General features: G+C 60.4%; 11 protein-coding genes. 5 read left to right on the top strand and 6 right to left on the bottom strand.

Annotated features, from left to right (window positions below; genetic code table 11):
- Positions 1-77 precede the first annotated feature (77 nt).
- Genes EV281_RS14455 through EV281_RS14440 form a run of 4 tightly spaced genes read left to right on the top strand, consistent with a single transcriptional unit; the run spans position 78 to position 4,898 of the window.
- Complete coding sequence (locus tag EV281_RS14455; RefSeq protein ID WP_132653777.1) at positions 78-1,022, top strand: alpha/beta hydrolase; 945 nt, start codon at positions 78-80, stop codon at positions 1,020-1,022.
- 1 nt (position 1,023) lies between these two features.
- Complete coding sequence (locus tag EV281_RS14450) at positions 1,024-1,980, top strand: DMT family transporter (protein ID WP_132653776.1); 957 nt, start codon at positions 1,024-1,026, stop codon at positions 1,978-1,980.
- Positions 1,981-2,026: 46 nt separating this feature from the next.
- Complete coding sequence (locus EV281_RS14445; RefSeq protein ID WP_132653775.1) at positions 2,027-3,226, top strand: CaiB/BaiF CoA-transferase family protein; 1,200 nt, start codon at positions 2,027-2,029, stop codon at positions 3,224-3,226.
- A gap of 13 nt (positions 3,227-3,239) precedes the next feature.
- Positions 3,240-4,898, top strand: a complete 1,659-nt coding sequence (locus EV281_RS14440; protein ID WP_132653774.1) for a thiamine pyrophosphate-binding protein — start codon at positions 3,240-3,242, stop codon at positions 4,896-4,898.
- A gap of 59 nt (positions 4,899-4,957) precedes the next feature.
- Here EV281_RS14440 and EV281_RS14435 read toward each other — a convergent pair whose 3' ends face one another.
- From EV281_RS14435 to EV281_RS14425, 3 genes are all read right to left on the bottom strand, one after another.
- Positions 4,958-5,302, bottom strand: coding sequence for a RidA family protein (locus tag EV281_RS14435; RefSeq protein ID WP_132654310.1), 345 nt, complete (start codon positions 5,300-5,302; stop codon positions 4,958-4,960).
- 169 nt (positions 5,303-5,471) lie between these two features.
- Complete coding sequence (locus EV281_RS14430; protein ID WP_132653773.1) at positions 5,472-5,810, bottom strand: TIGR01244 family sulfur transferase; 339 nt, start codon at positions 5,808-5,810, stop codon at positions 5,472-5,474.
- Between the two features lie 102 nt (positions 5,811-5,912).
- Positions 5,913-6,749 (bottom strand): DUF4432 family protein, encoded by an 837-nt coding sequence (locus EV281_RS14425; RefSeq protein WP_132653772.1) that lies wholly within the window; start codon positions 6,747-6,749, stop codon positions 5,913-5,915.
- 257 nt (positions 6,750-7,006) lie between these two features.
- On the opposite strand from EV281_RS14425, the gene EV281_RS14420 reads away from it, so the two are divergent.
- The gene (locus EV281_RS14420) at positions 7,007-8,392 is read left to right on the top strand and encodes a L,D-transpeptidase (RefSeq protein WP_132653771.1); all 1,386 of its coding nucleotides are present in this window, start codon (positions 7,007-7,009) and stop codon (positions 8,390-8,392) included.
- Between the two features lie 117 nt (positions 8,393-8,509).
- Here the strand turns inward: EV281_RS14420 and EV281_RS14415 are convergent, their stop codons facing one another.
- From EV281_RS14415 to EV281_RS14405, 3 genes are all read right to left on the bottom strand, one after another.
- The gene (locus EV281_RS14415; protein ID WP_165911889.1) at positions 8,510-9,220 is read right to left on the bottom strand and encodes a ParA family protein; all 711 of its coding nucleotides are present in this window, start codon (positions 9,218-9,220) and stop codon (positions 8,510-8,512) included.
- Between the two features lie 246 nt (positions 9,221-9,466).
- Positions 9,467-10,621: an iron-containing alcohol dehydrogenase gene (locus EV281_RS14410; protein WP_132653769.1), complete on the bottom strand. Its 1,155-nt coding sequence runs from the start codon at positions 10,619-10,621 to the stop codon at positions 9,467-9,469.
- The gene (locus tag EV281_RS14405) at positions 10,618-12,003 is read right to left on the bottom strand and encodes an aldehyde dehydrogenase family protein (RefSeq protein WP_132653768.1); all 1,386 of its coding nucleotides are present in this window, start codon (positions 12,001-12,003) and stop codon (positions 10,618-10,620) included. The genes EV281_RS14410 and EV281_RS14405 overlap by 4 nt, the downstream gene beginning before the upstream one ends.
- Between the last annotated feature and the right edge of the window lie 78 nt (positions 12,004-12,081).

Below are 12,081 nucleotides of genomic sequence, written 5' to 3'. Positions count from 1 at the left end.
CACGCTTTCATGCATGAGCGAAACCACAATGTTGCATTTGCCTGGATATCTGGTCTTTTTGGGCGGAGGAGGAATGCATGTTTTCCGAGACGTTGCGGCTTGAAAACGCCGGGGCTTCGCTTGCCTGTCATCATCAGCCCGCGGAGGGACTAGCGCGGGCTATCCTGATGATTTCGCACGGGCTTGCCGAACATTCCCGTCGCTACTGGCGCTTTGCCGAAGCCATGGCCGCAAGAGGCTGTCACGTCTATGCGCATGATCATCGCGGCCATGGCGAGACGACCGCAGCCGACGCGCCACTCGGCCGCTTCGCGAGACGGGATGGCATCGAGCACGTCGTCAGCGATATCGCCGCGGTACACGACTTTGTCACGTCCCGCCATCCCGGCCTTCCGGTCATCCTCCTTGGCCATTCCATGGGCGGCCTGATCGCGCTGAATGCCGCGGCCGATCTTCCCGGCCGCTTCGCAGCGCTTGCCGTCTGGAATTCGAATTTCGCGGTTGGTCTTTCCGGTCGCCTCGCACAGGCGATCCTGCTTGGAGAGCGCATGCTGAAGGGCTCGGATGTGCCGAGCGACATGCTGCCAAGGCTGACATTTTCCGCCTGGGGCAAATCCATTTCCGATCACCGCACGGAATTCGATTGGCTGTCGTGCAATCCAGCCGAGGTCGATGCCTATATTGCCGATCCGCTCTGCGGCTTTGATGCGTCCGTGTCGCTCTGGCTCGACGTCTTTGCCCTCACCTTCCGCGGCATCGAGAAGGAACAGCTTGAAAAGCTGCCGAAAGAGCTGCCGATCCACCTGGTCGGCGGCGGCAAGGATCCGGCAACATCTAAGGGAAAAGCCATTCTCTGGCTGTCAAAGCATTTGAAAAGCCGGGGCTTCTCTCGTATCAGCACGGAGATATATCAGGACATGCGGCACGAAACCCTGAACGAGATCGGCGCGCAATCGGCAATCTCGGATTTCGCCGGCTGGTGCGACGAGGCCCTCCGCACGGTCCCTAGCGAAAGGACCTGAGATGACGAGCATGAGTTCCACACGCCATCCCGCTGCTGCCGAGGTGACGTTCGGCCTGCTCTTCATGCTGCTCTCGGTGCTGATCTCGCCGCTGATCGACATCTTCTCGAAGCTTGCGACGGCAACAATCTCCTCCACCGAAGTGGCCGGCTTCCGCTTCGTGATCCAGGCGCTCACCATGCTGCCTTTCATCTTCCTGCGCGGCGCAAAGATCCAGTTTTCGCTCAAGCAGAGCTGGTATCACGCCGTCCGTGGCGCGATGGTTACCATCTCGATGATCTGCTTCGTCACCACGCTGAAGGTCATGGCCGTTGCCGATGCTATCGCCATCTTCTTCGTCGAGCCGATCATCCTGACGATCCTCGGCAGCATCTTCCTGAAGGAAACGATCGGCTGGCGCCGCTACGCCGCCTGTGCCGTCGGCTTCCTAGGCGCCATGCTAATCATTCAGCCGAGCTTCGAACAGGTCGGCTACGTCGCTCTTTTGCCCGTCGTCAGCGCCTTCTGCATCGCCGTCTTCGCGCTGATGACACGCGTGCTATCGCATCGGGAAGATCCCTGGGCCATGCAGTTCCAAACCGGCCTCTGGGGTATCTTCTTCTGCGCGGTCATCCTGTACGTCGGCTATGGCAGCGGCTCCGACATTATCGGTACGGCCATGCCCGATCTCTCCGCCTTCGGTTATCTGCTCGGCACCGGTATTGCCGCCGCAATCACCGGCATTCTCGCGGCCTACGCCTATCGCGCCGCCCCGGCCTCGACGCTTGCTCCACTGCAATATCTGGAAATCGTCTCGGCCACGGTCTTCGCCTGGCTGGTCTTCAGCGACTTTCCGGATGCGCTGAAATGGCTTGGCATCCTCATCGTCATCGCGTCCGGCCTCTACATCATCTGGCGCGAGCAACGCTTTGCTTCCAAACCTGTATCCGATACATCTGAAGTAACGCGGGCACCCTGAAAATCCGCCGCCCGCAGGAGGAGTTTGGGAGGGACTTGGGAGGAATATGACGCAAGACCTGCAGAAGAAGCCGCCGCTTGCGGGCATCAGGGTCATCGAGCTTGCGCGCGTCCTAGCCGGCCCCTGGGCGGGGCAGATGCTGGCCGATCTCGGCGCCGATGTCATCAAGGTGGAAAATCCTGATGGTGGCGACGACACGAGGCACTGGGGACCACCGTTCGTGGAAGGCGCTGACGGAGAAAACCTCTCGGCCGCCTATTACCACTCCGCCAATCGCGGGAAGCGCTCAATCACCGCAGACCTGAAAAGCGATGAAGGCCAGTCGCTGGTGCGTCGCCTTGCCGCCACAGCCGATGTGCTGATCGAGAACTTCAAGCTCGGAGGCCTCGTGAAATATGGGCTCGATTATGAGAGCCTGAGGGCCGTCAATCCGCGCCTCGTCTATTGCTCCATTACCGGCTTCGGCCAGACCGGCCCTTACGCGAACCTTGCCGGTTACGATTATATCGTCCAAGGCATGTCGGGTTTCATGTCGATCACAGGCGAGCCGAATGGCCAGCCGATGAAGGCAGGCGTGGCGATTGCCGATATCTTCACCGGCATCTACGCTGTATCGGCCATCGAAGCCGCCCTCATCCACGCACTGAAGACCGGCGAAGGTCAGTTGATCGACATGGCGCTGCTCGATGTGCAATCTGCCGTACTCGCCAACCAGAACATGAATTACCTCGTTTCCGGCCGCGCGCCCGTTCGACTCGGCAATGCCCATCCGAATATCTCTCCCTATGAGGTCGTGCCGACGGCTGACGGTTATCTCATCCTTGCCATCGGCAATGACGGCCAATTCCGCCGCCTCTGCGCGATCCTCGGCCTCGTCATCGGTGATGACGAGAACTTTGCGACCAACAAGGCCCGCGTCGCCAACAGAGATGCAGTGCGCCGTCTCGTCTCGACCGAAACGCTGAAATGGCAGAAGGCCGATCTCTTGAAGGCCTGCGAGGACAATGCCGTGCCGGCAGGCGCCATCAATACGATCGAGGAAATGTTTGCCGATCCGCAAATCGTCGCACGCGGCTTGCGCGTCGATCTTCCGGATGCAGCCGGCACGATGATCCCCGGTGTGCGCACCCCGGTCATGCTGTCCAAGACGCCGCTGCGCTACGAACGGCCGAGCCCGCGCCTCGGCGAACACAATGCCGAAGTTCTGGCCGAACTTGAGCAATGGGAGAGGAAGACATCGCCATGAAAGGGATGGGGCTATGAAGAGGACGGGAGGACAATTGATCGTCGAGGCGCTCAAGGCGAACGGAGTCAAGCGTCTTTCCTGCGTACCGGGAGAGAGCTTTCTCGCGGTGCTCGACGCCCTGCATGACAGCGATATCGATGTAATCGTCTGTCGTCAGGAAGGTGGTGCTGCCATGATCGCCGATTGCTGGGGCCGGCTGACCGGCGAACCCGGGATCTGTATGGTCACCCGCGGCCCCGGCGCCACCAACGCCTCCGCCGGCCTGCACATTGCCAGGCAGGATTCGATCCCGATGATCCTCTTCATCGGCCAGGTGCAGCGCGAGGCACGCGAGCGCGAAGCCTTCCAGGAAGTCGAGTTCCGCCGCGCCTTCACCGAATTCGCCAAATGGGTCGGCGAAATTGATGACGCCGCCCGCATTCCGGAATTTGTGACCCGCGCCTTTGCGATTGCCACATCCGGCCGCCCCGGCCCAGTCGTGCTGACATCACCCGAAGACATGCTGCGCGACGAGGTCGAAGCCCCCAAGGCGAAACGTTACACCCAAGTCGAGGCCCATCCTGGCCGCAGCCAGATCGACGATCTCTACCTGCGCCTTCTGAAGGCCGAGCGGCCAATGCTCATCCTCGGTGGCACCCGCTGGGATGCTGATGCGGTCGCCGATTTCCAGACCTTCGCAGAACGTTTCAGCCTGCCTGTCGGCTGCTCCTTCCGCCGCCAGATGCTATTCGATCACTTGCATCCCTGTTACGCCGGCGACGTCGGCATCAGCATCAATCCGGCGCTGGCGAAAGAGATCAAGGAAGCCGACCTGCTGATCCTGCTCGGCAGCCGCATGTCGGAAATGCCCTCCTCGGGCTATACGCTGCTCGACATCCCCTACCCGGCACAGTCCCTCGTCCATATCCATCCGGATCCGTCCGAACTCGGTCGCGTTTATCGTCCTGACCTCGCCATCTGCGCCAGCCCCGCCGATTTCGTCAGGGCACTCGCCGATCTCGAAGCGCCGGCCGAACCGCGCTGTGCCGAACGTACCGAGCGCATGCACCAGGCCTATCTCGCCTGGTCGAAGCCGCCGGCCACAGGACCGGGCGCGGTGCTGATGGGACCGATCATGGAATGGCTGGAGGCCAACACCAAGCCGGACACGATCTTCACCAATGGCGCCGGGAATTATGCCACCTGGGTGCACCGCTTCCACCGCTTCCGCCGCTTCAATACACAGGCGGCCCCAACCTCAGGCTCCATGGGCTATGGCCTGCCGGCCGCAGTCGCCGCCAAGCGGCTCTTTCCCGACAGGGAGGTCATCTGCTTTGCCGGCGACGGCTGCTTCATGATGCATGGGCAGGAGTTTGCCACTGCCGTGCGCTACACCCTGCCGATCATTACCATTGTCGTCAATAACGGCATCTACGGCACGATACGCATGCATCAGGAGCGTGAATATCCTGGCCGCGTCAGCGCAACCGACCTCACCAATCCGGATTTTGCTGCCCTTGCACGCGCCTATGGCGGCCACGGCGAGACGGTGCAAAAGACCGAGGAATTCCCATCCGCCTTCGAACGGGCGCGCGACAGCGGCAAGCCGGCGATCATCGAAATCAAGCTCGATCCGGAAGCGATCACACCGACCCGGACGCTCTCGGAAATCGCACAAACAAAAAGCCGGTGAGTACGTGAACTAGTCCAATTCACCACTCACCGGCTTCGATTTTTCGCTACAGGGTGCTGTTAGTCGAGAGCAGCCGTAACGATGAACTCAACCTTGTACTTCGGCGCGGCGAGCTTGGCTTCGCTCGTGGCACGGGCCGGCGGGTTTGCCGGATCAATCCAGCCTTCCCAGACGGCGTTCATCTCTGCGAAGTAAGCGATGTCGGAGAGATAGATGATCGTCTGCAAGATCTTCGACTTGTTGCTGCCGACAGCAGCCAACAGACGGTCAACTTCGCCGAGTGCCGACTTGCACTGATCGGTAACACTTTCGCCTTCACCGACCTGACCTGCGAGATAGACGGTGTTGCCGTGAATAACGGCACCGCTCATGCGGGCGCCTATGTCGATACGCTTGATGCTCATCATGTTCTCCTGTTGATCAAATGAAAGACGCCGCTTGAGAGCATCGGACCGAAATTATGGAGCGGTTTTCGGGTAATCCGATGCTTGAACAGAAAAGCTGAAGCGGCGGAGGTGATTCCGTTTTCTTCCCACCGCGGCCGACGTTTGATTATGTCCGGGCCAAGCCGGATCAGGCGCGGATGTGGTGCGTCTTCTGATAGATCGCCGTCGACCGTGCGCCGGAGCGGCAATAGCCGAGCATCGGGCGATCGAATTCATCGAGCGCGTCGACCATGCCCTGCACGGCTTCTTCGGTCACGCCCATAGGGCCGACAGGCACATGGCTGATCTGGAGGCCAAGCTCCTTGGCACGAGCTTCGATCACGGCAAAGGGCGTCTGGTCCGGGCTTTCGCCATCCGGACGATGGCAGACGATGGACTTGAAGCCGAGTGCCTTGATCTGGTCGAGCTCGTCAACCGTGATCTGGCCGGAAACGGAGTATTCATCGTCGATCTGGCGGATATCCATCGTCTCAATCTCCTCGAAAATGGTGGGCTGAAGGTCTACGACGCGCCCTGACTAGCGTCAACACGTCTTCGCCCGATCGCTCCGGAATAGACCAGGCAAAGCTTAAACGAACGCGAAACGCAGGCCGTAGCTGCGGCTTTCACCCGGCTTCAGCCAGTTGAATTCGCCGGCCGCTTCCAATTCATCGCGCAATACCCAGCGGTGCGATACGGGCTCGATGCCGATGATGTGGGCCGGCGCCTTCTGGTTTCGCCAGATCTGCAGATACGGCAGTGTATTGGCGCGGAAGCGCACCCTCAGCGTCTTGCCATTGATGGCTGCCACCGGCCCGAGCCGGACCTCTGCAAAACCATCCTCAGTAGCAGGAGACTCGACGCAGAAAATGCCGCCCGGCTCCTCGCCGAAAGTCCAGGGAAAACCGCCGCCTTCCAGCATCCGGCCTTCAAGCCGCGTTCCCGCGTCCAGCCATCTGCCGCCGGTATTCATATGGTACATCAGGAAGATCGGCACGGTCTTGTTGCTCGTATTGACGATGCGATCGTCCAGCGAAACTTCACCGGTGGCCCCTTCGATCCGCCAAAGCCGCTCGATACGCTGCGGCAGACCTTCGACGGTGGTGATATCGATATCGGCGCGGCATTCGGCGTTGCCGTTCTCGAAGGTCGTCCAGAGGATCTTGGCCGCATGGCCGGAGGCCGAACCGTGCAGCGGATAGATCTTGCCGTCCGTGCCGGGAATTGGCTGACGATGGCGGATATGATCCGGGCCGCAGGTAAAGAGAAAGCCCTCCAGCGAATGATCGATTCGCGGATCGCCATCGTCAGGAATGGCGCGCTTGGGCGCGATATCGACGCCCTCGACGATGCAGCCGCCTATATCCAGCACCGATGTTTCGTCCAGCATCAGGCGCGGCCCGCGCGTGGCGGCAAATTCAATCATCGGATTATCCTCCCCCGGAATCTCGGTTGCCGTAGGGTTAGGACGCCTCGCCACCCTCGTCAATCAGAGGACAGGAATGGCGGCATGTACGACCGCAACCCGCGACTTCACGGGAACGTCACCTTGGCGCAAGCGTTTACGACTAAAGGCAAAATGCCAGCGTTTTTATCTTTTGTTCAGCATGGCTTAAGAAATTCCACACTAGCGTCAAAATTAGCAGGTGTGTGTCTGCCGAGCCACTGATCGAGGTGTGAGTCGTGAATCGCTTTATGAAATCGGCCTTTTCCCTTTCGGCCATGCTTTTGGCGCTCGCTGCCTTCACACCGCAGCAGGCCGATGCGCAGCAATATGGCCGCAACAGAAGCGATATCGTGCTGGTGACCCCGAGCGGCGAAATCCTTGATTATGTCCCGCCGGGCCGCGGCTTCGTCTATGCCCGTGACTATAGCGGCAACCGCGTGCTGATCGATCGTTACGGAAACGTCGTCGCGACCGAAATGCGCGCCCGTGGCTACTATTCGCCGCGTACGAACCGCGAAGTCTATAACGACGCCTACAACGATCCCTATTCCCGCGACCAGAACCCCTATGGCGATACGCGCTATTCCGAGCGCGGCCCGGTAACGGGCGCCATCCCGCGTGACATTGCTATCGAGCGCCAGCCGCTCGAGGATCAGCCCTATCCAGGCGATCCGCAGGTTCAGGATGATTACGCAGCGGTCGAGCCCGACCAACAGTTTCCGCCGGCCGACGAGCCCCGCCCGGCACCGCAGGAACCCGTCATCACGCTCAAGGACAAATCCAAGCCGGAGATCGTGGCCCTTCAGGTGTTTCTGGATCGCGCAGGCGTTTCGCCCGGCGTCATCGACGGCCATATGGGCTCCAACGTCACCAAGGCGATCTACGCCTACGAGCAGATGACCGGTACCAAGCTCGACCCGAACAATACGGACGCGATCCTTGAAGAACTGCGCATGAATGGCGGGCTGCCGGTCGTCAATTATACGATTACGGATGCGGATGCGGCCGGCCCCTATGTCGCGCAGATCCCGGAAGACTACTCGCAGAAGGCGCTGCTGCCCTCCCTCGCCTATACATCGGTGACCGAAGCCTTAGCCGAACGTTTCCACATGGATGAGAATTTCCTGAAGGAAATGAACCCCGGCGCAGATTTCACCATTCCGGGTACCGTGATCAAGGTCGTCAATCCCGGCCAGAACAAGACCGGCACCGTCGCGAAAATCCTCGCGGACAAGGCCCGCAAGCAGGTTTTCGCTTATGACGATGCAGGCAACCTCGTCGCCGCCTACCCCGCCTCGATCGGCTCCACCGACACGCCTTCGCCGTCGGGCACGGTGACGGTCGAGCGCGTCGCCTTCAATCCGGGCTACACCTATAATCCGAAGATCAATTTCCAGCAGGGCGCCAACGACAAGATCCTTGACATTCCGCCCGGCCCGAACGGCCCGGTTGGCACCGTCTGGATGGCTCTTTCAAAACCCACCTACGGCATCCACGGCACGCCCGACCCGTCGAGGATCGGTCGCACGCAGAGCCACGGCTGCATCCGCCTGACGAACTGGGACGCGACGGAACTTGCGAAGATGGTCAAGCCGGGCGTGACGGTCGAATTCGTCGATTGAGGATGTCTATTGGCTCGGCGCCTCCGCCGGGTTGTTCACCTGCTTCTCAGCGCTGGCTTCATAGAAAAATGCCCCGGCGCAAGCCGAGGCATCAATTTCTTCATTAAGATGTTGCGATCAGGCAGCGCTCCGTATCGCGTTTGCCAGCCGAACGGCGACCGGAAGCCGGCCCGGGACCTTGAGCATGATTTCCTCTGCGAAACGGAGGGCATTTTCACGGGCCTTGTCCAGGTTGCTGACGCGCATCGGATCCATCGTATGCAGCGTGCCGCCGCAATCGAAAATGTCGCGGAAGGCCGACCGTTCGATAATAGCCGTATCGAGAACCGGCACGTGGCGCTCGTTGAGCAACGCCTTGACGATCTGCAGCGCGCGCGTGGTGACCATGGAATTGACACGCGTCAGGACGACCGAATGGCCGATCTTGATGCCGGCTTTCTCTTCCAGATACTGCAGGAGTTCGAGAACCTGAGCACCGCCGCGGGCATCCATGGCACAGCCCTGGATCGGAATCAGCACATGATCGGAGAGTCCGACGGCCGTTGCCAGCAGCGGATTACGCGCGCCCGGCAGATCGATGATGAAGTAATCGGTATTTTGCCTGTTTTCGCTAATGTGCTGCGGTAGTGAGGCCGTCGTTACGAAATCGATGACGCTGATATTTTCCACATGACCGGAGATTTCGTGCCAGCGCGAGATCCAGTGCTGCGGATCGGCGTCGAGGATGGTGACCCGATAGCCCTGACGGGCAAGCTCGGTAGCAAGCAGCAATACGGCTGTGGTCTTGCCGGCGCCGCCCTTGGTATTTGCGAATGTGATGACTGGCATATCTGGATCCTCGAAGGAGAATGGCGCGCGAGCCGGCATCGCTCGTGTTAATCGCACCGTCGGAGCATTGTGCGGTTAACCCATCCTTTCCAATCGTGGTTAACAAATTGTTAAACGCACCTGCTCAAAATGCGGCCTGCATTTTTCGCATCATCAGAAATAAGGATGCCCGAAAATCCAAAGCCAAAAAGAAAGCCCGGAAAACCAGAGTTTTCCGGGCAAATTGATAGGTCCGCCTTTATCTGATCAGAAGCAATCCTTAAACAGGGCCTTGGTATTTTCGAGCGTCATTGCCACCGGGTTACCGCCGGCGCTCGGGTCTTCAATCGCCATCGCCGCCAGTTCGTCGATCCGATCCGGGGTGATTCCCATCGCCGTCAGATTGTCGGGGACGTTGAGTTCGGAACGCAGCTTCAGGACGTAATCGTAGAAACCGTCAAAACCGCCAGAAATTCCGAGATAGGCAGCCGCACGGGCGATCTTCTCTTCGATGGCCGAGCGGTTGAAGCGCAGGACAGCCGGCATGACGACGGCATTGGTCATGCCATGATGCGTGTTGTAGACGGCGCCGATCGGGTGCGAGAGCGCATGGATGGCGCCGAGGCCCTTCTGGAAGGCGACAGCGCCCATGGCGGCTGCCGACATCATGTTGGCGCGGGCTTCCAGGTCCGTGCCTTCACGGTAAGCGCGGGGCAGGAATTCCTTGACGAGACGCATGCCCTCCAGCGCGATGCCGGCCGACATCGGATGATAGAAGGGCGAGGAATAGGCTTCCAGGCAATGGGCAAAGGCATCCATGCCGGTGCCGGCAGTGATGATCTTCGGCATGCCGACCGTCAGCTCCGGATCGGCGATGACGACACCCGGCAGGAACTTCGGATGGAAAATGATCTTCTTCACGTGCGTCACGGAATTGGTGATGACGCTGGCGCGACCGACTTCCGAGCCCGTGCCGGCCGTCGTCGGCACGGCAACGATCGGCGCGATGCCTTCAATGCTCGCCCGTGTCCACCAGTCGCCGATATCCTCGAAATCCCACACCGGTCGCGTCTGACCGACCATGAAGGCAACGCATTTACCGAGGTCGAGGCCCGAGCCACCGCCGAAGGCGACCACGCCGTCATGGCCGCCATCGCGGAAGGCCTTAATGCCCGCTTCGAGGTTCTTCTCGTTCGGGTTCGGATCGACATCGGCAAAGATCGCCCGACCGAGGCCGGCGTCTTCGAGAATGTCGAACGCATTCTTGGTGATAGCCATCGCGGCGAGGCCGCGGTCGGTGACGAGCAGCGGCTTTTTCATGCCGAGGCTCTTGCAGGCGTCGGCCAGTTCCTTGATGCGGCCCCGGCCGAGCTTGACCGATGTCGGATAGCTCCAGTTGGCGGTGATGTTGGCGCTGCTCATGCTGTAACCTTCTTGAGATGGTAGGATTTCGGGCGCGTCAGATTGTGGAAGCCGATGATCGACAGCGAGCCGCCGCGGCCGGTTTCCTTGACGCCGGTCCAGCACAGGGCTGGATCGAGATAATCGGCGCGATTCATGAAGACGGTGCCGGTTTCGATTTCGCGGCCGAGCCGCCCTGCCCGCTCCGCATCCTTGGTCCAGAGCGAGGCGGTGAGTCCGTACTGGCTGTCGTTCATCAGCGCCAGCGCTTCATCGTCGTTCTTGACCTTCATGATACCGACGGCCGGGCCGAAGGTTTCTTCGCGCATGAAAGCCATGGAATGATCGACATTGACGAGGATCTGCGGGGCGAGATAGGCGCCGCCGTCATCGGCCGGAAAAAGCTTCGGATCGACGAGCGCCTTGGCGCCCTTGGCAACTGCATCGGCGACCTGCTCGCGCACCACCTTGGCGAAACGCTTGTGTGCCATCGGCCCGAGCGATGTTTCCGGATCAAGCGGATTGCCGAGCTTGTAGTTCGAAACCCAGGCCACCGACTTTTCGACGAAGGCGTCGTAGAGCGATTCATGCACATAGATGCGCTCGATGCCGCAGCAGCACTGGCCGGAATTATAGGTCGCGCCATCCATCAGCGTATCGACGGCAGCATCGAGATCGGCATCGTCCATCACATAGCCGGGGTCCTTGCCGCCGAGCTCGAGGCCGAGCCCGGTGAAGGTGCCGGCAGCAGCGCGCTCCATCGAGCGGCCGCCTTCGACCGAACCGGTGAAATTGATGAAGTTGAAACTGCCGGCGGCGATCAGCGCCGAGGTCGTCTCATGATCGAGGAAGACGTTCTGGAACACATCCTCGGGCACACCCGCCTCGACGAAGGCCTGCACCAGCCGCTCGCCGACGAGCAGCGTCTGCGATGCATGCTTGAGCACGACGGTGTTACCGGCCATCAAGGCGGGAGCAATCGTATTGATCGCCGTCATATAGGGATAGTTCCAAGGCGCCACGACGAAGACGACGCCATGCGCTTCGCGCTCGATGCGGCGTTCGAACTTGTCGCTCTCCTCGACGACGAGCGGCGCCAGCGCATCCGCGGCGATCGAGGCAACATAGTTGGAGCGCTCGTTGAAGCCGCGATATTCGCCGCCATACTTGATCGGCCGGCCCATCTGCCAGGCAAGCTCGGGCACGACGACATCGGACATCTCATTGAGACGGGCGACACCCTTCAGCACCAGTTGAACACGATCTTCGAGCGGGCGCCTGGCCCAGGGTTTCTGCGCCTTGCGTGCACGCGCCACGGCTTCCTTGGCCGCTTCGAGCGAAAGCGCCGGACGCTCCGCATAAACCGAGCCGTCAACCGGCGAAATGCATTGGATCATTGTCATGATCTGAATCCTGTTTTCTTCTGAGCCGCAGGGAAAGACGCCGCGACTCGCCCTCCGTAGGAGAACCAGTCGCCGGCC

Source organism: Rhizobium sp. BK418 (assembly GCF_004341105.1).
GTDB lineage: Bacteria > Pseudomonadota > Alphaproteobacteria > Rhizobiales > Rhizobiaceae > Rhizobium.
The sequence above is the reverse complement of the archived record's forward strand: the minus strand, read 5'-3'. Positions and strand labels throughout refer to the sequence as shown.